At 43.8% G+C, this 22,648-nt stretch carries 33 protein-coding genes, 1 tRNA gene and 1 riboswitch; of the genes, 23 read left to right on the forward strand and 11 right to left on the reverse strand.

The genetic code is table 11. From position 1 onward, the window contains the following. Positions 1-96 precede the first annotated feature (96 nt). Both P0108_RS04220 and P0108_RS04225 read right to left on the reverse strand, forming a co-directional pair. On the reverse strand, positions 97-1,908 hold the full coding sequence (locus P0108_RS04220) for an AMP-dependent synthetase/ligase (RefSeq protein ID WP_116994664.1): 1,812 nt from the start codon (positions 1,906-1,908) through the stop codon (positions 97-99). A gap of 142 nt (positions 1,909-2,050) precedes the next feature. Beyond that, positions 2,051-2,668, reverse strand: coding sequence for a M23 family metallopeptidase (locus P0108_RS04225; RefSeq protein ID WP_012914292.1), 618 nt, complete (start codon positions 2,666-2,668; stop codon positions 2,051-2,053). A 206-nt stretch (positions 2,669-2,874) separates the two neighbouring features. Here P0108_RS04225 and P0108_RS04230 point away from each other — a divergent pair. Next, positions 2,875-2,950, forward strand: a tRNA-Asn gene (locus tag P0108_RS04230). 181 nt (positions 2,951-3,131) lie between these two features. After that, positions 3,132-4,022: a flagellar basal body-associated FliL family protein gene (locus P0108_RS04235; RefSeq protein ID WP_410311105.1), complete on the forward strand. Its 891-nt coding sequence runs from the start codon at positions 3,132-3,134 to the stop codon at positions 4,020-4,022. Positions 4,023-4,138: 116 nt separating this feature from the next. On the opposite strand, the gene P0108_RS04240 is transcribed toward P0108_RS04235, so the two are convergent. Next, positions 4,139-5,530 carry an amino acid permease gene (locus tag P0108_RS04240; RefSeq protein ID WP_162861137.1) on the reverse strand — a complete coding sequence of 464 codons (1,392 nt, stop codon included), beginning with the start codon at positions 5,528-5,530 and terminating at the stop codon, positions 4,139-4,141. 150 nt (positions 5,531-5,680) lie between these two features. Beyond that, positions 5,681-5,867, reverse strand: a riboswitch (Lysine riboswitch). A 328-nt stretch (positions 5,868-6,195) separates the two neighbouring features. Here P0108_RS04240 and P0108_RS04245 point away from each other — a divergent pair. Continuing rightward, on the forward strand, positions 6,196-7,374 hold the full coding sequence (locus P0108_RS04245; protein ID WP_473730779.1) for a tyrosine-type recombinase/integrase: 1,179 nt from the start codon (positions 6,196-6,198) through the stop codon (positions 7,372-7,374). Positions 7,375-7,651: 277 nt separating this feature from the next. Here the strand turns inward: P0108_RS04245 and P0108_RS04250 are convergent, their stop codons facing one another. Together P0108_RS04250 and P0108_RS04255 are read right to left on the reverse strand one after the other, a co-directional pair. Next, positions 7,652-8,152, reverse strand: coding sequence for a hypothetical protein (locus tag P0108_RS04250; RefSeq protein ID WP_473730780.1), 501 nt, complete (start codon positions 8,150-8,152; stop codon positions 7,652-7,654). A gap of 330 nt (positions 8,153-8,482) precedes the next feature. Beyond that, positions 8,483-8,731 carry a helix-turn-helix domain-containing protein gene (locus P0108_RS04255; protein WP_473730781.1) on the reverse strand — a complete coding sequence of 83 codons (249 nt, stop codon included), beginning with the start codon at positions 8,729-8,731 and terminating at the stop codon, positions 8,483-8,485. Between the two features lie 112 nt (positions 8,732-8,843). Here P0108_RS04255 and P0108_RS04260 point away from each other — a divergent pair, with 112 nt between their 5' ends. From P0108_RS04260 to P0108_RS04355, 20 genes are all read left to right on the forward strand, one after another. Next, on the forward strand, positions 8,844-9,083 hold the full coding sequence (locus tag P0108_RS04260; protein ID WP_473730782.1) for a hypothetical protein: 240 nt from the start codon (positions 8,844-8,846) through the stop codon (positions 9,081-9,083). A 2-nt stretch (positions 9,084-9,085) separates the two neighbouring features. Next, positions 9,086-9,208 carry a hypothetical protein gene (locus P0108_RS04265; RefSeq protein ID WP_473730783.1) on the forward strand — a complete coding sequence of 41 codons (123 nt, stop codon included), beginning with the start codon at positions 9,086-9,088 and terminating at the stop codon, positions 9,206-9,208. Then, positions 9,205-9,390 carry a hypothetical protein gene (locus tag P0108_RS04270; RefSeq protein ID WP_473730784.1) on the forward strand — a complete coding sequence of 62 codons (186 nt, stop codon included), beginning with the start codon at positions 9,205-9,207 and terminating at the stop codon, positions 9,388-9,390. Before P0108_RS04265 ends, P0108_RS04270 begins: the two co-directional genes overlap by 4 nt. Beyond that, positions 9,374-9,733, forward strand: a complete 360-nt coding sequence (locus P0108_RS04275; protein WP_473730785.1) for a hypothetical protein — start codon at positions 9,374-9,376, stop codon at positions 9,731-9,733. The genes P0108_RS04270 and P0108_RS04275 overlap by 17 nt, the downstream gene beginning before the upstream one ends. Before the next feature lie 115 nt (positions 9,734-9,848). After that, positions 9,849-10,124: a hypothetical protein gene (locus P0108_RS04280; RefSeq protein ID WP_473730786.1), complete on the forward strand. Its 276-nt coding sequence runs from the start codon at positions 9,849-9,851 to the stop codon at positions 10,122-10,124. A gap of 372 nt (positions 10,125-10,496) precedes the next feature. Continuing rightward, positions 10,497-10,769: a helix-turn-helix domain-containing protein gene (locus P0108_RS04285; RefSeq protein ID WP_473730787.1), complete on the forward strand. Its 273-nt coding sequence runs from the start codon at positions 10,497-10,499 to the stop codon at positions 10,767-10,769. Between the two features lie 189 nt (positions 10,770-10,958). Next, positions 10,959-11,171: a DivIVA domain-containing protein gene (locus P0108_RS04290; protein ID WP_473730788.1), complete on the forward strand. Its 213-nt coding sequence runs from the start codon at positions 10,959-10,961 to the stop codon at positions 11,169-11,171. Between the two features lie 245 nt (positions 11,172-11,416). Continuing rightward, entirely contained in the window at positions 11,417-11,755 is a 339-nt protein-coding gene (locus tag P0108_RS04295) for a hypothetical protein (RefSeq protein ID WP_119522680.1), read from the forward strand. Further along, positions 11,745-11,903, forward strand: coding sequence for a hypothetical protein (locus tag P0108_RS04300; RefSeq protein WP_288231165.1), 159 nt, complete (start codon positions 11,745-11,747; stop codon positions 11,901-11,903). The genes P0108_RS04295 and P0108_RS04300 overlap by 11 nt, the downstream gene beginning before the upstream one ends. 11 nt (positions 11,904-11,914) lie before the next feature. Next, complete coding sequence (locus P0108_RS04305) at positions 11,915-12,226, forward strand: hypothetical protein (protein WP_473730789.1); 312 nt, start codon at positions 11,915-11,917, stop codon at positions 12,224-12,226. Further along, entirely contained in the window at positions 12,219-12,749 is a 531-nt protein-coding gene (locus P0108_RS04310) for a hypothetical protein (protein ID WP_119522676.1), read from the forward strand. The genes P0108_RS04305 and P0108_RS04310 overlap by 8 nt, the downstream gene beginning before the upstream one ends. After that, positions 12,742-13,641, forward strand: a complete 900-nt coding sequence (gene bet, locus P0108_RS04315; protein WP_119522674.1) for a phage recombination protein Bet — start codon at positions 12,742-12,744, stop codon at positions 13,639-13,641. The genes P0108_RS04310 and bet overlap by 8 nt, the downstream gene beginning before the upstream one ends. Then, positions 13,641-14,138: a single-stranded DNA-binding protein gene (locus P0108_RS04320; RefSeq protein WP_119522672.1), complete on the forward strand. Its 498-nt coding sequence runs from the start codon at positions 13,641-13,643 to the stop codon at positions 14,136-14,138. Before bet ends, P0108_RS04320 begins: the two co-directional genes overlap by 1 nt. A 10-nt stretch (positions 14,139-14,148) precedes the next feature. Next, positions 14,149-14,493: a hypothetical protein gene (locus P0108_RS04325; protein WP_288231163.1), complete on the forward strand. Its 345-nt coding sequence runs from the start codon at positions 14,149-14,151 to the stop codon at positions 14,491-14,493. Further along, a complete protein-coding gene (locus tag P0108_RS04330) occupies positions 14,490-14,819 on the forward strand; it encodes a hypothetical protein (protein WP_012914308.1) in 330 nt (109 codons plus the stop codon). The genes P0108_RS04325 and P0108_RS04330 overlap by 4 nt, the downstream gene beginning before the upstream one ends. Then, on the forward strand, positions 14,816-15,232 hold the full coding sequence (locus P0108_RS04335; RefSeq protein ID WP_473730790.1) for a hypothetical protein: 417 nt from the start codon (positions 14,816-14,818) through the stop codon (positions 15,230-15,232). The genes P0108_RS04330 and P0108_RS04335 overlap by 4 nt, the downstream gene beginning before the upstream one ends. Positions 15,233-15,870: 638 nt before the next feature. Then, complete coding sequence (locus P0108_RS04340; RefSeq protein ID WP_421788788.1) at positions 15,871-16,695, forward strand: hypothetical protein; 825 nt, start codon at positions 15,871-15,873, stop codon at positions 16,693-16,695. A gap of 220 nt (positions 16,696-16,915) precedes the next feature. Further along, positions 16,916-17,293: a hypothetical protein gene (locus tag P0108_RS04345; RefSeq protein ID WP_288231161.1), complete on the forward strand. Its 378-nt coding sequence runs from the start codon at positions 16,916-16,918 to the stop codon at positions 17,291-17,293. Then, complete coding sequence (locus tag P0108_RS04350) at positions 17,283-17,549, forward strand: hypothetical protein (protein ID WP_119522664.1); 267 nt, start codon at positions 17,283-17,285, stop codon at positions 17,547-17,549. The genes P0108_RS04345 and P0108_RS04350 overlap by 11 nt, the downstream gene beginning before the upstream one ends. A 179-nt stretch (positions 17,550-17,728) precedes the next feature. Next, positions 17,729-18,349, forward strand: coding sequence for a hypothetical protein (locus P0108_RS04355; protein ID WP_288231160.1), 621 nt, complete (start codon positions 17,729-17,731; stop codon positions 18,347-18,349). Positions 18,350-18,444: 95 nt separating this feature from the next. Here the strand turns inward: P0108_RS04355 and P0108_RS04360 are convergent, their stop codons facing one another. The 6 genes from P0108_RS04360 to P0108_RS04385 all read right to left on the reverse strand — a co-directional run bounded on the left by P0108_RS04360 (position 18,445) and on the right by P0108_RS04385 (position 22,125). Further along, positions 18,445-18,594: a hypothetical protein gene (locus P0108_RS04360; protein WP_012914315.1), complete on the reverse strand. Its 150-nt coding sequence runs from the start codon at positions 18,592-18,594 to the stop codon at positions 18,445-18,447. 489 nt (positions 18,595-19,083) lie between these two features. Then, positions 19,084-19,410, reverse strand: coding sequence for a hypothetical protein (locus P0108_RS04365; protein WP_288231159.1), 327 nt, complete (start codon positions 19,408-19,410; stop codon positions 19,084-19,086). Positions 19,411-19,790: 380 nt separating this feature from the next. Further along, positions 19,791-20,828, reverse strand: a complete 1,038-nt coding sequence (locus P0108_RS04370) for a hypothetical protein (protein ID WP_288231158.1) — start codon at positions 20,826-20,828, stop codon at positions 19,791-19,793. A gap of 37 nt (positions 20,829-20,865) precedes the next feature. Next, positions 20,866-21,435, reverse strand: coding sequence for a hypothetical protein (locus tag P0108_RS04375; protein WP_288231157.1), 570 nt, complete (start codon positions 21,433-21,435; stop codon positions 20,866-20,868). A gap of 170 nt (positions 21,436-21,605) precedes the next feature. Continuing rightward, complete coding sequence (locus P0108_RS04380) at positions 21,606-21,911, reverse strand: hypothetical protein (protein WP_288231156.1); 306 nt, start codon at positions 21,909-21,911, stop codon at positions 21,606-21,608. 10 nt (positions 21,912-21,921) lie between these two features. Further along, positions 21,922-22,125 carry a hypothetical protein gene (locus P0108_RS04385; protein ID WP_288231155.1) on the reverse strand — a complete coding sequence of 68 codons (204 nt, stop codon included), beginning with the start codon at positions 22,123-22,125 and terminating at the stop codon, positions 21,922-21,924. Positions 22,126-22,648 lie beyond the last annotated feature (523 nt).

Below are 22,648 nucleotides of genomic sequence, written 5' to 3' on the forward strand. Positions count from 1 at the left end.
AACGCAAGTTGTGAAATATAAGTTGTGGAACGCAATCTGCAGCTTGAATATAGCTTCAAGCTATAGTCAAGCTATATTCCACGAATTTACACACAGCTAACGTTTGCGTGGAGCATAAATAACGTGTTCGATAAGGTCGTTATAACGCTCTACAACAACTTGACGACGCGCCTTTAAACTTGGCGTAATCAAACCGTTTGCTTGAGTAAACTCATCTGGAACTATTTCGAACTTGCGAATAGACTCAGCTCTAGAAACTAGCTCATTTGCTTTGCTAACAGCACGTTCAACTTCTGCTCGCACAATACCGTTATGTGAAGCTTCTTTTAAAGACCGTACGGGGCATGCACCACGCGAAGAAAGCCAAGTATTTACTTCTGATAAATCGAGCGCAATAATTGCTGAAACAAACGGCTTCCTGTCTCCGATAACAACAGCTTGAGAAATAATAGGTGAAGACATTAATGAAGCTTCTAACGCATTTGGAGATAAGTTCTTACCGCCAGCAGTAATAATAAGATCTTTCTTTCTGCCTGTAATACGCACAAAACCGTCATCGTCTAAAGATCCAAAATCTCCAGTATGCAACCAGCCATTTACAATCTGCTGTTTGGTAAGCTCAGGATTATTATGGTAGCCTCTGCACACTGCAGGACTTTTAATACACAATTCACCATCATCAGCAATAGCAACAGATACACCCTTTACAGGCAAACCAACGGTACCAATGCGATAACCTGTCGTAGGATTCACCATAGAAGGAGCACAAGTTTCTGTCATTCCATAGCCTTCTAGAAGAGGCAAACCAATGCCATTAAAGAAGTGTGCAATCGACAAATCTAAAGGAGCACCGCCCGAAATAGCGTATGAAACAGAGCCTCCAAATACGTGTAGTAGTGGAGCATACACTAATTTTTTACATATTGAATGGCTAAGAGCAAGCATTGGAGGAACCATTGAACTAGACTGTTGAGCGCGAGACCATTCGCGAGCAACCTTAGACGCATAAGCAAAAATAAAACCTTTTACTCCCCTGCCTGCTTTTTGAGAAGCAGCATTGTAAATCTTCTCAAAAATGCGTGGAACCCCAAGAATAAATGTTGGTTTAAAAGTTTGAAAATCAGACAATACAGTTTTCAAATTACTCGTCAAACCAAGAGTTATATTTCCAGCAAAGCAGAACAATTGCATAAACCTAGCAAAAACGTGCGCAAGAGGCAAGAACAGCAAAAGACGCGGGCTGCCTTTTAACGCAATGTCTGGCATAGAAATAACACCTGATTTAGCAATAAAGACAAAATTGCTATGAGTAAGTTCAATTCCTTTTGGCTCACCAGTTGAACCTGAAGTGTACACAATTGTTGCTATGTCACTTCCATTAACAGCGTGCACTCGCTCATAAAATTCAGCATCAGTTACTGCTTTACCGTATTCAATGCACGCGTCGATAGCACCACGATTCATCACATATACGTCGTGAAGAGTAGGACATTCTTCTTGAACAGCCTCTACTTTCGGCAACATTTCAGGAGACTCCACAAATATTGAACATACTTGAGAATCTTGAACAATATGTTGTATTTGCAACGAAGAGCTTGTTTCATAAATTGGCACTGTCAATGCGCCTATAGACATAATAGCCATATCAAGAATTGTCCATTGCCATGAAGTGTGAGCAATAATTGACACAGCGTCACCAGGCATTACCCCTCTAGCAATAAAGCCTTTAGCGACAGCTATTACTTTATCTCTAAATTCTTGAGCAGTATATGACTTCCAAACGCCGTCAGCTCCAACGTATTCAACCAAAGAACCATTAGGATTGCGCTCTGCTCGCTCTTCTAGCAGTGAGAAAACATTAACATCTGTATCAATAGACTCATCAAGTGGACGAGAATATTCTTGCATATTAGCTCCTCTATCTGCTGAATTGATGTATATCTTTACTATACGCGATTTGCAAGCCCTCGCATATGCGAATATCTACAAGATTGTAATAAATTTTGTTCATTTATCTACAAATATCTACGATACAAATATAGTATTTTGCTTATTCCACAGGCTTAAGCACAATGCGACGCTTAACAGTCATTCTTTCAGGATTAGCATATGTACGATTTTTACGTTTTAAACCCCACTGCACACAAGTTGTGCCGCAATGGTCCGAACCTCCTTCGACATGTGCAAAATTCTGGCCTCTTTTCACAAAAACACCAACGCTAAACTTTGTTACAGCAGGCTCAAAAGTGGATGTCAGTTCACCATGCCTAATAGTCACAACTGATTTGCCAGCGACTTTACCAGCAAAACTAATAACGCCATCTGCAGGCGCAAATAAAGGAGTCCCTGTGCTTGCAGCTAAATCTACGCCGCGATGCCCAGCCATCCAAGGTTTAGGCGGAGGATTAAAAGCTTTTACTATTCGTGCAGGTTTTACAGGCCATTGCATAGCTGACTTGCATGTTTTTTCGCTATAAGAGCCTTTAGAAAGAGCACACTTGTGGCAACATGTCACAGCAGATTCTACAACATAATATTTAAGATGATGACTATTTTGCGAAATTTCGGGTTGTAAAAACAGCGTATCTAATAAAATAACTGAGATTATAAAAATCCCCAAACAGGCAGATATTTTGTAATATAATTCATAATTTTTGCGAATACACATATATTCCCCATCCATATTTTTATAAAACGACTTTTATAAAAGTTTTGCAGCTAATTTGCGAAAATCATAAGCTTTTAAAGCATTGTGGATAAAACATATGCTTATAATCACTGTTTCGACACGCCAAAACACGCCATATTTGCATCTTTGAAAATTACGTGTAATATAAATGTCTTGTGCACAGCGCTTAGTTGAGTACAAGATATTCCTGCGTAGCTCAGTTGGCAGAGCGTTCGACTGTTAATCGAATGGTCGCTGGTTCAAGCCCAGCCGCAGGAGCCATGAAGCCACTGGTTTTCCAGTGGCTTTTTGCGTTAAATATTACGACTTGTATCCACAAGCAAAATCTTGATTGTTTAGTGCTCATGAGCGTGGCTAACATAAACATTTTGGCGTATTATATAAACAAGTTGCGTATTTAAATGCGCTAATGTTGAGCAGCAATAGATAACAGAGGACAAATATGAATCAACATAGCTCCGATAGTGTTGAAAAGAGTCAAAAGAAAAAGCTCATTATTCTCATTGTGGGAATTGTTGTGCTAGCTTTAGCTCTTGGCGCAGTTGGCACACTTTGGTATATGAAGCAGACTGAACGCACTAAAGCAGCTCGCAAACAGTGCGAAATAAAAGTTGCACAAGTTTCTAAAGCCAAAGCCGTATGGAAAAGTTTAGTACATAACAGCATAATAACAGATCTCACAAAAGGTGACTCTGATAACGCAAAAGAACTTGCTAAAATCATGAGCGAAAAGGTTCCTGACGCAGTATCTTGCACAGCAAACTCTCCTGAAGAACTTGGTTCCCAAAGCGTAGAAGCTTTAGCTGCTTCTGAATGGTATGCAGTCAAAGCAAAAAGAGTGCGCGAGTTGGCTGTTACATTAATCGATGAAAATAACAAAAAAGATAAAGACAAAGACAAGCAAGACGAAGAAACAAAGAAGCAAGAGATAAATGAGTCAACTGGAATTGTAATTCAGCGTTCAAATGTTGTCCCACCAAAGCCAAAGCCAACCCCAGCGCCGAAGACAAATACTCAAGACACTAAGAAACAGAAAACTGAGAAGAATAAGAATAAAGACAAAGACAAGAACAAAGACAAGGAAAAAGACAAGAAGAAGGAGCAGGAACAGGAAAAGGAAAAAGACAAAGACAAGAACAAGGAACAGGAAAAGAACAAAGAAAAAGATAAGGATCCAAAAGGCAGCGAAGACGGATTTGGCGACGGAAACCCTAAAGGAAATAGTGGTCAAGAAGATCCGAATGATAAAGCAAAAAAGGGCGACCAAGATTCCTCTGCTAAAGCGGACCTAATAGGACCTCCACCATCTTCAGAATCTCCACAAAAACCATAAAACATATTCCTCTGTTATCTAACTCAATAATAAAAGCTCCCAGCGTATATCACTGGGAGCTTTTACATTATCTAACTCTACATCGTAAACGATGTTGAACTTTATAAACTATTCATTCATTTTGCTACTCGAACATGAGTTAAATCGACTTCCTCAAGAGGAATTACTCGAGTATGATTTTTAATCTTATAACCAATGTATAGAACGATAAATAGCGGCACAGACATGTACGTGATTCCAATAGCCTGCCAGTTAAGCGTTGCAAATGAATGCAAATCCTGACCAACAATAACAAGAATACATAAGAAGAACGCAACAATAGGACCAAACGGATACCACTTTGCTCGATAAACTAATTCATCTAAGGAATGACCTTGAGCCAAGTATGCTTTACGGAAGCGATAATGAGCTGCAGCAATACCAGCCCAAGCAATAAAACCAGTCAAACCACTTGCAGCAACCAGGAACATGTAAATTTGCGAACCAAAAATACTCATAAAGAAAGTAAATAAAGCAACTACAAATGTAGCAATCAACGCAGGAACAGGAATACCACGAAGACTTACCTTGCCAAATACTTTTGGAGCATTATCTTCTTTTGCGAGCGAATAAAGCATTCTTGTTGAAGCATACATGCCGGAATTTGCTGCAGAAATAACAGAAGTCAGAATCACTGCATTCATAACTGCCGCTGCAGCTGCAAGCCCTGCACGTTGGAACACAAGCGTAAACGGACTAATAGCAATATCAGTTACATCAGAACCAAGTAAGTTCTTGTCAGTATAAGGAATAATGCAAGCAATAACGAAAATTGCAAGAATGTAGAAGAGAAGAATACGCCAGAACACTTGCTTTACAGCTTTTGGAATACTCTTTTCAGGAGTTGCAGACTCTCCAGCAGTAATACCAATAAGCTCAGTTCCTTGGAAAGAGAAGCCTGCAATAGCGAACGCACACAACACTGCAGGAACACCGCCTGCAAATGGAGCGTCCTTATGAGTGAAGTTTTGCAAGAATGGCGCTTTGCCGCCAACAATGCCAACAATCGTAAGCGAACCGATAACAAGGAATACGATTACTGCCAACACTTTAATAATAGAAAGCCAATACTCAGTTTCTCCAAAGCACTTAACTGTAAGCACATTGATAACCAAAATAAGCATAAGAACCGACAGTGAGAAAATCCATATTGGCACTGTTGGGAACCAATATTGCAGAACTATTGCTGCAGTACTAACGTCCACCGCAACCGTAATAGCCCAATTAAACCAATAGTTCCAGCCCATTGCGAAACCTAGTGCAGGATCAATAAAACGTCCAGAATACGATGCAAACGATCCACTAATAGGCATAAAAGTGGCCATTTCACCAAGGGAAGTCATAAGGAAGTACACCATAATGCCAATCGCACCATAAGCAAGCAAAGCACCACCAGGACCAGCCATATGGATTGTTGCACCACTAGCAACGAATAAGCCGGTACCAATGCTGCCACCTAAAGCAATCATGGAAATATGTCGGGTTTTTAATCCTCGATGAACATCGTTATTTTGCTGAGCATTCTGCTGAGTATTCTGTGCAGCAGTAGATGATAATGAGCTACTCATTTTTCCTCCTTTCATGACAATCAGAGGCAAAAACAAGCAAGCAAAAGCAAGCGTGTCGATAGCTCTCCGCAGCGAATGCCGACTCGCTGCGACAGTCCTTGGTATATTAAGCCAAGTCCCAGCTCACTACTTTTGGGATTAAGCAGTAAACTTCGGCGCTCTCCCCTTTTGTAAGCAATTAACGCTTTCCCTAGCTCATGCTTACTACTCTTGTCGAGCGCGACCTCTGGTCGATGGTGTTCATTATTAGTACGACTTGCAGACAAACAGTAAAAAATACGGCGTGGCGCATAAAAATTAAAAAATAATAACAAAAAACGCCACCCCAAAAAGAGGTGACGTTTAAAATTTGTGGAGCTAGGGGGATTCGAACTTGTTGGGATTCCGCCATTTCTTGTTTTTGTTGGTATTGCAACGATTATCGTTGATATTCCGCCATTCTTACGGCGTGTCACAAGCTTTCTGACTCCGGAAAACACGCGCGGAATGGGTATAATTGGTGTGTCGTTTGGTGTGTCGTTTGTGTTTCGTCGACTCATCAGTGATTAAAAGCAAGGAGCATAAAAATGGTACAAGAATTTGGGACGCTGAGCTATCGTCCCACGAAAGAGAATCCGACTAGAATAGTCGCACGATACCGTACACCAATGTACGCATTCAGCCTGTGGCAAAACTTACCTAAAGTGCAATCCAAGAGTTTCCCTACCCATCAGAAGCGCGCCGCAGAGGACTGGCTGAGAAAAGCAGAGTATGAGATAGAAGAACGAATATGGGTGCCACCTCAAGAGGTAAAAAGACGCGAAATAGCAGAACACACAACGCTAAACGCGTACTTTCCTGAATGGCTTGAAAAACGACGAGTGCGCGGCAAACCGCTTAAAGATAGCACAAAATACGCGACAACGAAAACGTATGAGAATCATATTAAACCGGTGCTTGGTAGTGTTGCGCTCGCAGACTTGAGTACGCAAATGGTAAACGATTTTAGAGACGGCTTGGACGCGGCGCAACCGGACATGGTACGCAACACTATGAAAGTATTGCGTGCTATTGTAAACAGTGCGCTGCGACCGGATATTAACGGCAATCCGCCAATCTTGAAGAATAATCCGTTTACTGTTAGTGAAGCTAAAGTTGAGCGTCGCCATGAGATAACAGTCGCAACACCTGAAGAAGTTAAAACAATATACAGTATGATGCCGGAGGCTTACGCGCCTACTGTTCTGCTAGCTTCGCTCGGAGCGTTTCGTATTGGTGAGATTTGCGCTCTCAAGGTCAGTGATATTGATTTCAAGCATAATACGGTTACTATCAGTAGGACGCGCGCGACTACCCCTAACTCGACTGTGCTGACGACCGCACCGAAAACTGAGCATAGTAATCGTAGTGAGGTGATACCAGTCTCGCTGGTTGATAGTTTGAAAGAGTTCGTGAAAAAGCAAGAGTTAAATCAGGATGATTGGCTGTTTCCTATGAGAACGGATAGGACAACGCCTATCCGTACGAATACTCTACGAGATTACTATGATAAGGCTAGGCTTGCTGCGAACCGTCCTGACTTGCATTTCCATGATTTACGCCATACGTGCTTGACGTGGCTTGCTCAGAGTGGTGCGACTGTTAAGGAACTCATGGATATGGCTGGTCATTCTGACCCGAAAATCGCGATGATATACCAGCACGCGGCGGATGAGAGACGGCGCTCGCAGGCTGAGACACTTGGCGGCAGGTTGTTTGGAGAGTAGTATTAAGTGTAACTCGCCTGCCATGTGTAGGTGGAGACTCTAGGATACGGTGTTAAAACCCGTATCCTATTTTTTTATATAAGTAAAGCGCGTTAGCAGGAAAGTTGATAAAAGACTGTTAGCGCGCTTTGGTGGTTTTGAGAACCTATTCAGTTATGCAGAGAGAAAGAGAGAAACAAGATTGTTTCGTCTTTTATTTTAGCACGAATTCGACAACTACAACAATTCGTACGGCGCGTGCCCGTTAGTCTCTATTGTACCATGCGTCGTGTGGAATTTAAGAGGAATAGTCGCTTAAATTAAGGCACGATCGCGCATATTCTTCTACTCTAATGTTTTCGATAGGCGAACCAATAGTTAGAAGCCATCCTGCATTTCGTCCTGTTCCTGCAGGCTTGATGCATTTAATAAGCTCTTGCTTTTTAAGAAAAGCCCAAGCGTCAGATATCCTCAATTTAGCCGTTGCCGCGCGACGGCGCACTGCTTCTTGCATCTCTTTGTCGTCATCCAAAAAAAGTAGCGACGGAGAGACTTGAAACATTCCAAAAGTTTTAGCTATCCCCTGCCAACCGAGAGCGTAGTAGCGGCATGGTTTGTCTAATTTTTTAGGCTGCTCGGTAGGTTGGTTCGAAGCTGAGTCCCAATCATATGTTGTAAAAGCCATGTAATTCAATACATTAAAAGCAAAGCTGTTGAGAGAAGGTTTACCATCTCGCTCGTGGTTAAGTCTTCCCGCTGAAGACAAAGCATAAACTGCTTTTTGGTTATCGTACCCCATTTGGAGCCCTTTCTGCTCCACGCTTTGCTATAATATAAAGCGTGAGGCTGCTTGTCTCATTATGCGCTCTGCTTTCTTAATCCATACTGCAGAGCGCATTTTTTTTAACTTTTGAGAGGTATATTATTCTATATCCTTGTGATATATAAAAGTATATCTCTCAATCAGTGAGAGGTATATTATTCTATATCCTTGTGATATACCACACTATACCCTGCTGATATACTCTAATATATCTACTGAGATATACTAGAGTATGACATATACAGTAATACAATCTTTTTACAGTAAATATACAATGCGCTAACGCGCTTAAAATTATGCCCCAAACTATTTAATTTCATCAGACATATCCTCTAATAATTGCTTCTGCAATTCTTCCTCCCCTTGCCTTAATAGTTGGTGAGGATACATATTAAAAACAGCTGCAATGCGCGCAAGCTGAGAGACGTTTATGTCAGATTCGCCATTAAGCATACGCAATACTGTGCGCTCGCTAATGTTTAGCTTTTTAGCAAGCTCATTATTGGTAAAGCCTTGCTTTTTCTTCTGCTCTTTTATGGCTACGATTAGTGCCATTTCTATTCTATCCATATTCACATTATATGACAAATTTGGAACAAAAAAAGCATGACAATATTGTCAGTGTGTCGCGTTGACAATGTGACAAAATTGTCATATAGTGAGAACCATGAACGATGAATTATTCGCTAAAAATGTTGCAGAAAACATACGAACTGCACTCCTTGATAAGGATTTAACCGTTACCGGTTTGGCTGACAAAATTGGCATGCCGCGCACTACTTTAGCGTATCGCCTGAATCATCCAGCCGAATCGCCTTTTAATACTCGTGAGCTTGCAAAAATCTCGACTGTTATTAAACGCTCAGTATATTCACTTCTCAAAAACAGTGTTCCAGTAAAGGAATAACAATGAGCGACAAGGAAACAAACACGACAATAATCAATCAACACGCTAAAAACATCATCTACATAACAAGCGTGAAAAACATAAACGAACTCGACAACGAAGAAGCAGAAAAGGAAAACCAATGAACAGCAAAATAAAAGAACTAAGCGAAAGACGCGACCTCGCACTAACTGAAAAATACGGAGCACTAATCGTTAAGCAAAACGCCGAAATAGACTACCGCAGAAAAACAGAAGTCTTCCACAAAATAGACGAACAGTTAAAACAAGCCTTACGAGAGGAAGCAGAAAATGACTCCCGAAATTGAAAAAGCCACACAAGACTTCATAACCGCTACACGCGACTACAACGAAGCCGAACAAGGCTTCAAAGAAATCAAAGACCTACTAACCAGCGAAAACCTAGACTACGACAAAACACAACAAAAACTAGACAAACTCAACAAACAACACGAAGCACTAGAAATGAAATGCTACAAGCTCGAAGAGCAAATAAGCATCGAAGACCGAAAAGCACGCAAAATCTTCGAAACCCTAGAAAGCAACTGGGATTACAAAATGGCGAAAAACAACCTCATAGGCGCACGAGACAAACGCGACAGCGCGCGAAACTACCTAGAACGCCTAATCGAAGAGGAAGCAGAAAAATGACACCACAGAACATTAACCACCTAATCGACGCAATAGCCGCAGTCGTTAGTGGGCTAGGCCTCTCAGGGCTTATCTTATACGTATTCATCACAATCTTCAAACACATGGAATAACCATGACACCGAAACAAAAACTCGCACGCGCAAAACAAATCGACCAACTCGCACAAAAAGAATACGAAAAAGCCGACAAACACTGGCTAACAGCAATAATCAACTACGCGCAAGCAAAAAAAGAATACGCTAACCACCCAAACATAACAAAAAAGAGAAAACTACAAGCCGCTCAAAACAAAAAACAACAAGCACTAGACGAAAAAGAATACGCAATCAACAACGCGTACGAAGCAAGACAAAACCTAATACAAGCAGAAAAGGAAAACGAAAAATGAAACACCCATACACCAAACTACTAGCAAACATAATCACATACGCTGCAAGCATCATCCTATACGCACTCAACGCAGGCAACAACATCAACGGACTCACAATCCTCAGCATCGCGCTCGCAACCATAGCAAGCATCAACATCACACGCGCACACACAACAATCGAAGAAAGAAAACAACAATGAATCGAACAACAGCAACCATAAGCATCATCATCAGCATACTAATCACCCTCAGCGGCATCACACTCATCTTTGAAACCGTAAACAACCAGACCGATAGCATCAACCTACCAATCGGCTTATTCCTCATCCTCATAGGCGTAACAGCAACCCTAAGCGTATGGAACGAGTATATGATCCAGAAAGACATTCAATGTGTGAAAAACAGTACACCATCAAAGACATCATCCACAGACTCGACCGAATCGAACAACAACTCAACAAGCAAACAGTAGTTAAAAAAGCGTACACCATCAGCGAAATAGCCAAAGCCTACAGTATGAGCGAACAAAAAGTCCGAGAACTCATACAACACGGCAAGATAAAAGCCACCAACATTACAAACGGGCGCGGCACACGCTACCTCGTCGACGCAAAAAGCGTCCACGAATGGTGGACGAAACAACTAGGAAAACCAATCAAATAATTCAAGGCGCGTTTAACGGCACTCTAGAAAAGACAGCAACCAGTTTTTGTACCGTTTCTGGTTACTCAAGCCGCTAGAGGTGCGAAGTTCGACTCTTCGCACGCGCACAAAGGGCATGATGAATGGGGGACGCTCCATGTACTTAAACTCGTCAAGCTGCATCATGCCCCCATTATGAAAGGAAAACTAATGCTCATAACACCACAAGAAGTCCGAGACGCGCAAATAAGCACGCGCTTCTTCGGCACAGGATACGACATTGAAGAAACCGACCGGTTGCTCGACAACTGCGAACAAACAATCGAAGCCGTAGGCACGCACCTAGTAGAAATGAAACGCGCCATGCTCAAGCTAACACAGTTGCTTGAAGCACACAACATTCCAATCCCACAAACAATCTGAGAGGTAAAAATGGAAAACCCAACATTCGACAAAGTCCTCGCACGCATAATTTTCGTGCTTATTCCTACTATTTTCTGCGCCATAGTATGCATTAGCACCGCGTTCACTCACGCTTTAGACGGCTGGTTACTCCCATGCGGAATATACATGGTATTCACGGCTATTCTTGAGCTAATTAGCGTGATTCTTAGTGCTGTTGTTGCTTATGTCAATAGTTAGGCATGGTGGTGAAAGTGAGCAACATCATGACAACGGACGAAGCATTAAAAGCATTCGTAGAAACATGTGACACGCCTGGCAAAACACTAGGCGAGATGACAAACGCATTCAAAGAACTAGAAGCAACCATTCCCCACCCTCTACAATGCAACTCAGAATTCGCTTACGCAACATTAAGCAAAAAAATCAGAATGTTTGCCGACTACATGAAAATGGAACGCGTTAAAAAATTCGTTAAATTTATCAACCTAAAACCGGACGAAACAGACGCGCGCGCTGAAACATTGCAAGAGATAAAAGAAACTTGCAAAACCTATCAAATAGCCTTAACGCTGGAAGCGAGTGTTAATCCGAATGAAAAATAAGAAACGCGTTCTCAAAGCGGCGAAGAAAATGCGTAAAGCATTAAAACAGCAGCACCAAAACCAGATAGGCGAAAGCGGCGTAATCGAATACTACACGCAGAAATACCAGAAAGCCTACAACAAACTACTCGACCTACTAATCGACTAAAGGAGGGAACGATGATTAGCACAGAGCTAGATGAAGCGTTAGCACAGCTTAAAAAAACAGACGGAAAACACGCGCAATTACAGAAAGAATACGATTCCGCACGAGCAAAATGTCAGCCACTCACACATGCCCAAGCTGAACTCGACAAAGCCAAACGCAAATACGAAGACGCACTCGACAAGTGGCACGAACTCGATAAACAATTCGATGATGAGCACGCTTGGCTTATAGATGCGATAGATGACGCACTCGACAAGTGGTACGAAGCAAAACAACGCGTCAACGGAATAATCCGCAAACTAACTGGAGCAAACAATGACTAAAGAAATCACAGACTTGGAAGAACAATTAAGCAACCTCAGCGACCACGACTTATACGCGTTAATCGCCACACTAACCAAGTGGGAAAAACGAATCAAAGAAACACTAGACAAAGCCAAAGATGAGTACAAGCGGCAAAGAAACTCAGGCGACAGTGACGAACTACGATTCAACAACAAAACCGTAGGAACAATCAGCATAAGCAAAGGCAGTGAAGGTTACTACATTGTGAAAGACCCGAAAGCCTACGCCGCAATCCTCAAACAAATTCAATGGACTTTAGATGACGGGCGCGACGCATGGTACACAACAATAATGCCATGCCCCGAAGCTTGTACGCCAGACTTTCTCGACGAACTAATTCGCGCTCACGATGGAGAGATCCCTAAAGGTGTCGAATACAAGAATGGTAGAGGCTCAGTCACGACAGTGAAATTAGACCGTGACTATGCTAACTCACCACTCGAACTCAAGGGCATCATAAACCCAGTCACACTACAACTCGAAGCAGGCAAAAATGAGTAGTGAACTTACTATTACTCAAGACCAAACCGACTGGACGCAGCAGCAGGTTGCCGCGCTCAAGACGCTTGGCGTATCAAACGATGTTACGCAGGCTGACCTTGCTATTTTCCTCACGCAGTCCAAGCGCACCGGTTTAGACCCGTTCAGCCGCCAAATCTACATGATAGGGCGCAAACAGAAAACAGCTAACGGTTACGAGACCAAGCAGACGATTCAAGTCGGCATTGACGGTTTGCGTGCAATCGCGCACAGAGTAGCGCAACAATGCCACGAAGTTTTCAGCATGAGTGACACACTGTGGGCTGATAAAACCGGCGTATGGCATGACGTGTGGTTATCCCCCGAACCACCATCAGCCGCAAAAGTAAGCGTCAAGCGCGGCGGCGGAGTATTCAGTGCCGTAGCAATCTTCAAAGAATACGCGCCAATATACAACGGCAAACTCAGCGGCATGTGGTCATCAAAGCCAGCCTTAATGATAGCGAAATGCGCTGAAGCGTTAGCGTTGCGTAAAGCGTTCCCATCAGATATGAGTGGCATTTACACGGACGACGAAATGAGCAGAGCTGAGGATGTGTCCGCGCCAACAGTTGTTGAAACGTCCGCGCAACAGCAAGCAGAAACAATAAGCCACAGAAGACCGCAAATATCGACACAAGAGCAGAGAGAACAGATTTTCGCAATGCTTGCAGAAGCAGGAATCAGCGACAAGCTCAAAGCAATAAACTATTTGAAACACGCAGCTCACATTCCACCGACAAAACAGGAAGCAGAATTCCTAATCGCAAACCGTGAGACTGTAATTAAAAAAGCTAGTGCGTGGGTACGTGAGCAAAGCACGAAACGCACTCAAGAACTAGCCGAACAACAACAAAAAGAAAAGGAACAGTAATGGCTGGAGAAACCACAATAACAATCGTAGGCAACCTAACTTCAGACCCTGAGTTGCGCATGATCCAATCAACCGGCGCATCCGTCGCCACATTCTCAATCGCATCCACCCCACGCACATTCGATAAAAATCAGAATCAGTGGGTAGACGGTGCCGCATTGTTCATGCGATGCCAAGCATGGCGAGACTTGGCAGAACACATTGCCACAAGCCTAGCCAAAGGCATGCGAGTAGTCGCAACCGGTAGGCTCAGTCAGCGCACTTACGATGACCAAACAGGTACGAAGCACACGGTAGTGGAAATGACCGTCGACGAAATCGGAGCAAGCCTACGATACGCCACATGCCAAGTCACAAAAACAAGCACAAGCACAGGCTTTACAGGCTCAACCCCCCAAACGGCACAAGCATCAGCCGCACCACAAGCCAACGCGTGGACGCAAGCCGCACCAAGCAAAGACCCATGGGGGAACCCAGAACCCGACCCGGAATTCTAGGATGCAAAAAATGAAACTCACACTAGGTCAACGATTCAAAATCCTCTTCACCGGCAAAATATCCGTAACGCAACCAACTTTGACACATGATCGTAAGAGTACGAGAGTAAAACGCGCGTGCGGCAAATACGCAGAATTAGCTAAAAAAAGCCGTCAAACACCAACCGAATGGGTTCAAATCGCTGTAATGCCTTTAGGTAGTGCGCACACACTCGCATCAAGAGTAAGACGCGGCGGAGTCGCAGCATTTCGCAAGCCACGCGGAGGAGTTTACGAAGCGCGCATAACACCATGCATGAGCGAATACGTCGTAGAAATGCGTTTTATACCAAACAAAAAGGAGAACAAGAAATGAAAGTAAACGAATACTATATCGATGCCATTAACGCTGACAAAGTACTGGACATACTAAAAACCAGCATAGAGCCAAAAGACAATCCACGACTCAACCTAACAAAAATTCGCTCACCATACAACGTCGCATACAAAATTGACTACACGGCGTACGTTTCAAAAGAAGAGTATAAGCAGATAAAAGCAATCGCAACAAACGAAACCTCCACCGACAACGAAACCAATTCGCCTAACTTTGCCGGGCTGCCAGAAAACGTGAAAGATGCTTTAGAAAAACAGTGCGCAATTTTTTTCGCTATCGCTAATCATGAGGACTGCGAAGAATGAGCAGGCAGAAACAGAAAGGCACGGCGTTTGAAAGCGCAATCGTAGAATACTTGCAAAACAATCTCTGCGATGACACTATCGAACGTCGCGCTTTAAACGGTACGTGCGACCGTGGCGACATCAGCGGCGTAACATTCTGCGGCAGCCGCATGGTACTCGAATGCAAAAACGAAAACCGCATGCGACTAGCCGAATACATGCGCGAAGCTGAAACCGAAGCCACCAACGATAACGCACCCTACTATGCGGTAATACACAAGAAACGCGGCGTAGGCATAAGCACAGCGCAAACCGTCGGGCAACAGTACGTAACAATGCCACTACATATTTTCGCTAGCATAATCGAAAAATCAGGCTGGTACAAAGAGGCACTCAAAAACGAAGCACTCAAAAACAAGGAGAACAAGAAATGAAAAAACAACACCTAACACAAGTAATCACCGGAGGGCACAACACAACCGCAATCCCAATATGGGCAAGGTACGGGCAACCTCACGCAATACCTACAATACCAATGCAAACCTACTTGTGTCAGCGTTTAAGCACAAGTAACGACTTGTACTCAAGCAATGACTTAAAACAGTACATGAACAAATTAACAGGCAGCACACAGCGAGCGAAGGCGAGCAAATGGTAGTAAAAAAGATGACTGATCTAATACGCAAATGGTATGCGGACGGAATGCCACTCAGCTACATATGCAAACAAACAAGATTAACAGAGCAGCAGATAAAAGCAATAATTAAAAACACGACAACCGCAGAAGAATGGAAAAGAACAATATTCAGCAACCACCGCTAGACCTAACGCGAGCATTGCGCGCGCTAGGATACACGCACCCGAGCGACCTAGACGGCGCGAGCGTAATCGCCATACGCACCAACGGTGAAATCGTCCACGACTACCTGCAAGGCGTGACAAACGCGCGCGCACAAGTAGTCACATGGCGGTTGCGCGGCAACGGCGAGCGCATCATGGAAAGCATACGCACAACAAGCGCATGGCGAACCATGCTGGATAGTAGTTGGAAAACAATAAACATACTGGAGAAATGATGAACGCAGTACAAGCTAAATTAACGGACTATGATGGATTTGTTGAAAAATTCAAGCCTAAACTAACCACAGACGACTGTTACACGCCGCCGCAAATCTATGAGATTATTAAGAATTGGGCGGTTGAAAGATACGGTTTGCAGGGGCGTACTATTTTGCGACCTTTTAAGCCCGGTGGTGACTATGAGGCGGAAGAGTATCCGGAAGGTTGTGTGGTTATTGATAATCCGCCGTTTAGTATTCTGAGGAAGATTAAAGATTTTTATATCACGCATAATGTTGATTTTGTGCTTTTCGCGCCAACGCTGACGCTTTTCAGCTCAACGGACAATGTGGTGAACTATGTTGTTGCTGATGCGCGCATTAAGTACCATAATGGCGCAGTTGTGAACACGAGCCTTGTGACTAATCTTGGCGATAATCTTATCGAAACCGCGCCAGACTTAAGACGCAGAATTATGGAGACTCAAAAAAAGTCAGGCACCAAATTAAAGCAGCTTATTAAATACGAGTACCCAGAAAATGTTGCATATACAGCCAGAATAAACATGTGCGTGCGCCATCGTAAAACATTTACATTAAAACGCAGTGAAGCGTGGCATATTAAAACACTAGACGCTCAAGCCACAACTAAAAAAGGTATTTACGGTGGGGGCTTTTTCATTAGCAGTAAAGCCGCGGAAAGACTCAAGCAATGCGAACAAAGCCCTCTAACAGAAGGCTGCACAAGCTCAGAGCACCCAACAAAATGGGAGCTAAGCGAGCGTGAAAAACAAATAATCAAAGTACTAGACGAACAGTCAGAAAAGAAACAACAATAATGGTAGTAAACGTAAGTCAGAAAGATAAGACAATTGAGCGCGTGCGTGAGCGCTTAAGTCAAGCGTACTGTGAGATAGCGCCACGCACGCCAGACAGTGCAATCCAATACTTGGACGCGTACGATGCGCTAATCCGCAAATACCTTACACAAGACTACGGATACAGTAACCCGAACATGCCACTGGAAGAACCAAACCACACGAAATAAGGAGAAGAATTATGACCACGCCAGATTATTACAAGTATGATGACGGTGAAACACATTTTGAATGCTTTGACATTAGCCGCTATTATTCAGGCGACTGGGCGCAAGTCATACAATACGTGTTCCGTTGGCAGAAAAAAGACGGCATCAAAGACCTAGAAAAAGCGTTAGCATGCGCAAAAGACGCACAAGCCAATGGCATAATTCCCAAGCCAATCACAAAAAGCCACATACTTCGCCGAACAATAAAAAGAAAACTTATAATTCTCAGTAAACAAGATTTTAGCAATGCCCACAAAGTGTGGGAAGGCATTATAATGCGCTACGACGCCACAGATGAGATTATTGCCGCGTTAGAAGAAATGATAAGGGACGCAAAAAATGTTGGATGACGATAGGCTGAAAATGCTCAGGGAAGCCATTCAAATCGACCAAAATATTCCCACAATTCTACACAACGAAGCAACAAGCGAATACATAAGCATTCCACTATGCTTAATCTACGGCAATAGCTACGAGAAAGCACTCGATAATCCATGGTGTTGGACATCGCACGCGCTAAAACAATGGCAAGATACAGTAAATAAAAGCATCGAAGAGTACAATAAGAAGAGCATCAATAAACAGAAAGAAAGGAACAGCTCATGATGGGCACAATAATGGTAATCAGCATAATACTATTCATCGCAGTGATGATATTTGGATTCGTTGCTTGGATCTACGACTTGCTCCATTGCAAACCACACAGCGAACTCGGGCAACGTATTCTACGACTCGATGAAAACAATAATCCAATCGAAGATAAGAAAAAATAGTAAAGGAAACGAATGCACGATAGTAGTGAACGCAGACTATGCCGTGAATGCCGTCACACTTACGCGAAAATAATCCGCGCGTTGCCAGCGCAGACTACTATCGTGCGTCAAATCGCTTATAAGCAGGTTAGGCTCACGCACCTTGGTCATACTCCGTCGCGTGGTATTCCACCAATGCCGTTGAACACTCGCGCGTTGAATCTCATTGACCGTATCCATGCACAGTGTTGTGTTGTGCTTGGTCAGATTGATGCGCGTTACGCGCAGTTGCCGCTTAACCCGGTGTTACGGTTGATGGTGCAAAACGTGAAAAAAATTCCGCAGTTGCCGGCGGCAGTCTACGACTTGAAAGAATGGCAAGCCATTGAGCGTGATTATGATACGCTCACGACCCCGGACGAAATTAAACACCCTATAGGGGTATGCCCGAAATGTAACATGCCAGCCGCGGCGCACACATGGGATAGAACCTACACGTGCGCACATTGCGGTTGTAGTAGTATTGTGACGGACATGGTAACAAAAGCTAAAAAAGCACTCAAAAACAATAGGGGGGGTCTTGGAATAAGTCCAAAAAAAGTCAAGAAAAACCCCGGTCATATATACAAGCCATCGAACAATTCACAGTGCTAACACACTACAAACAGCACAAAAACGTTTAAACAACAACCCATTATCAAAACATTAGAAAACTTTAGTCAAAACAATCCTAAACAAACTACTGAATTTTAAACATTCAAAAAATTACATAATTCGCCCACATCACACTCTAAAACAGTGCGCCAATCAGCCAGTAAGCCTTTAACGTATGCGCCACTAGCTTCTAAATGCCACACCAACGCGCCAATACCACCAACGCACCCAACCGTTGGAAACATTAGGGGTTCACTACACCCCACACTCTCCCCCCACCGTCCCCAGCCTTAACATGCGAACGTAGCTTATGATCCCAACAACAAGCAATACTAGAAAACACTTAACAAATACTCTAACTGTTAAAAATGCAACAACTTTTCACGCAAACAAACCAAAGCCATACAAGACAAGACACAATAGTAAAAACAGTACGCTTACCCTAAACTCGCTCGTTTATCAAAAGTACAGCACGACACAGAACGCAGCCATAATAACCAGTCAAAGCATTACGTGGCAAAAGAAAAAGCAAATCAAAATCCAAAATTTTCGCACAAAAATTCGTGAGATTATGCCATATATTTTTTTAATAAATTATGAAGCCCTTCAAAACCCCAAATCCGCCTTATTGTTAATGAGAATCATTATCAATAACTGAAAACGTTTGCAAAAAACATGATTATTGAGAAGATTCTCATTATCAATAAAAGCGAAAAGAGCCATCGGAAAGTCCCCTAATCCTTCGCGTCCTCACTAAGCTCACGCAGCAATGCTAAGCCCTCAACCTCAGACACGGGCAAGCACACGGGCGCATACGGACGGCGCGCCAGCCACTCGCGGATAGTATCATAACGCCATAGTGGTGTCTGACGTTTAAACCCTGCTAAAGCATCTGGTAGCGGCATGTCTGACGGCTTCACCGCGCCGCGCCTGTAATTCATGCGCGCATCAGTCAAATACTGACCAGCAACACGCTGCTTGACATCCATAAAGATAGCAATGTCACGCACGGTTAAATAGCAAGGTGCGTCCTTTTTTGCTCTAAAATCGTAGTTACTCATCGCACATTGGCTCCCAGTACTCTAGCGCGTCCGTCTCTACTTGTGCTTGTATCGCTTTGCGCGCCTTCTCTAGCTCTTCTTGCGCCTTATAGCATCGCTCAAAAGCCGCGCGATTTTCTTCTATGATGCGCTTTTTATGATCCGCATTTTTGCTCTAGCAGACCGCTGCGCGCTCTCTACCTATAGGCAAAATATAAAACGCTACCTCTTTACGACCAAAGACACAATCCCTCCATTCTTGCCGTACGCGCGACATGTCGCTCGTCTCTAAAATCCTTTTGAGTCCTTCCTTATAAGCTGCATTTATCCGCATTTTTTGTCCTTTCTTTTGATATGCTAAAGTGCCGCACGCCTACACGTGCAGCACTTACACTATTTTGCTATTTTAAAAGTTTTTGTAATTCTTCGGCTAGGCTTGTGCGAAAAGCCTTATCAAAAGCGAGCGCGCTATTTTCAGCAAGGCGCGTTTTAAGACTTTGCAAAGTGCTATTGTCTTGCTCTTGCTCTTGTGCCCACTTAATAAAGCTATCAAGCGCGTAGCCTAGTACTTGCGCGGCGTTATCTTCTAAAGAGTGCTTTTCAAGGTCAGCTTTACTGTATACGCGCTCAAAATCATCACCTTGTAAGAAAGACACAAAAGAAGGCAGATTGCCTTTTTTATCGTCCAAATCGTCTACGTCGTCTGCCCACTCGCAATCCTCAAGCCAGTAATATACAATTCTGCGCAGCTCATCGCCCCAGTCGGTCATGTAAAGCACAGGCATGTCATCCCCAGTGTACTTCGTAAAGTACCAGTAGTTACTAAAGCGCATCGCGGCGTTCCACACTTCCTCTTCTGTATATTTGCTCACGAGCTTAATGTCATTTAAAGCCACTGTAATAGTGGTGTCTGCGGATTCCTCACCTAAAGGCAAGGGCGCTAAACGCTCAATTGCGTACCCGACCTCGCGAAGAGCGTTTTTAGTAGTCTTAACTCCAGCTTTTTCCATTTCTTCGTACGTTGCAGGCTTGATATAGCGCAAGTGTTTAGTGTCATCTTCTTCTGCGTAAAGGTGGGACTCTTTGAAAATATCACGAGTCTCACTGATAATCTCATCACGCGCAAGCCAGCAGACGCGCGCGTCAACCTCATCCTCGCGCATCTGATACGCGTCGCTCAAGTCGTTTTGCAACGCCGCGCGCTCCTCGCTGTCGTCGCCATACGCGCTAATATCAACCCCTAAGAAAGCTGCTAAATCCTCTTCACTCAAGCCCTCAGCAGTATAATCAATATTTTCAAGATAAAGACCGTCGGTCGCATTGGTAAGCTTCCAGCTATCTTTAATGACTTTGTAAAAAGCCTTTTCATCAGGTGCGGACTCCAAATCCTTAAGGTCATCTAAAGTAACCATTTTTACTTTAATGCTTGTATCAATCATTTTATGCTCCTTTTTGCTTTACTTTTATACTACTCTGTTAAAAAAGTGCCTTAGCTTCCGCAGCCAGCTCTTCCTCGTCGCCTTCTTCATTAGAAAAAAGACTATCTCCCTTATCTTGTAGCTTCTTATAAAAAGCCTCCACTGCTGCGAGCGCTGCTTTCTCTTCGTCTAATCTTTCGCCTTTTTGTAAAACAACGCCATTGTCTAAAGTAAGGCAATCAGGCGCTACAAAATGGCTACGATGATACAAGCCATGCGCTGCGATTATGTCGCGTAACTCTGCGCACGCTGCTAGTGCGAGTTGTGGCATGATAGCAGCCCATGCGTTGCACACTTGCTCTCTGAGTAAATAACTATAGCCATTGAAGCTGAAGCCGTCCTCAGTCGCGAGCCAATGCTCACCACCGCTACACCTGATATACTCAGGCGGAACATCTACAGGCAACCACTCCGTGACCCTACGTGCAAAGCCTAGCATCTCATAGCCGAATCCATTATGCTCATCGCTCCACGCAAGAGGAAGGCAAGTTTTCATTGGAGGTGCGCCAAGCCATAGAGTATTCTCTAGCTCGTCCTTCATAATATAAGCGTATTCGTATTTGTTCATTAATATCTCCTTGTTTTGAGCTTTCGCTCTTTGTGTTGACGCTTTATACTATACGCACACCCTTGACTATAGTCAACCTCAGCGTGTCGCGTGATAAGGTAGAAAAGCCGTGACGCGAAGGGCGAGCTTTCCTTGTCGTCCTTGTTGACAATGACGCGCCACGGCACTTCTTACATAAGCTCCCACTCGATAGCTTGATACACTTGCGCAACCGCAAAAAGAATCGTGCCCCTTACCTCTTCATCAGCTACACTCTCCGGATGCCTCAAAACCCACCGAGAAAGAAAGAAAAGCTTTTCCCAAATCGGGCGAATCTGCGAATTACGTGAATTTTTTGAAGTCTTAAGAGCGCGCGCCAGCCTTTCCGCATACACGCTCACGCCACTAGCCATCCATTCCAAGCTGTCCGCATCGGTCTCAAATTCACCTTCCATGTAGCGCTCTAAGTCACTGCAATAATCTTCAATCCCTTGCATCTCGCACCCCCTAGCACACAACAGGGCAGTTAACAAAAGCAACAGCCAGAAGAACCATCATCGGCAAATAACGAGCGCAGAAAAGAGAAACAACGCCACGCAAGGCTTTGCGCCAATCGCTCCAGTCTGTCTTAAAAGCATCTGCCATAAAATAAGCAACATTCATCGCAAAAAGAATAGCGCAGAAATCCTGAGCCTGAATCATCAAAACCATTTTTATCTCCTTGTTTTGAGCTTTCGCTCTTTGTGTTGACGCTTTATACTATACGCACACCCTTGACTATAGTCAACCTCAGCGTGTCGCGTTCAAACCCGCCACATGATAGCATAGAGCAAAGCGATAATCATACCTATAACGAACCAACAAAGGGGACGGCTTTTATGCCGTCCCCTTTCTTATACCCATCGACACCCCTAAAAAAGAAAAAGCAGAGCAACGCCGCGCACTCCCACCTATTACAACTCCACTAGCCCCCTAGCCCCCCCTAGCACCACACCCACACACACAAAGCAAAGCAAAGCAAAGCAAAGCGCACACAAGCCACAAAGAAAAAGCTTTATCACCCCAACCCCACTCACTCACACACCCTATATATAGAAAGAGGCACGCCCATGCTCAAGCCATGCCCTACCCCAGGCTGCCCCACCCTCATCCCCCCCACCACCCGAGCATGCCCCAAATGCCTAAAGAAGCTAAGACACACCACCAACGCAAAGCCCTACACTAGTGCAGGACA

Source organism: Gardnerella sp. c10Ua_244, assembly GCF_055818055.1.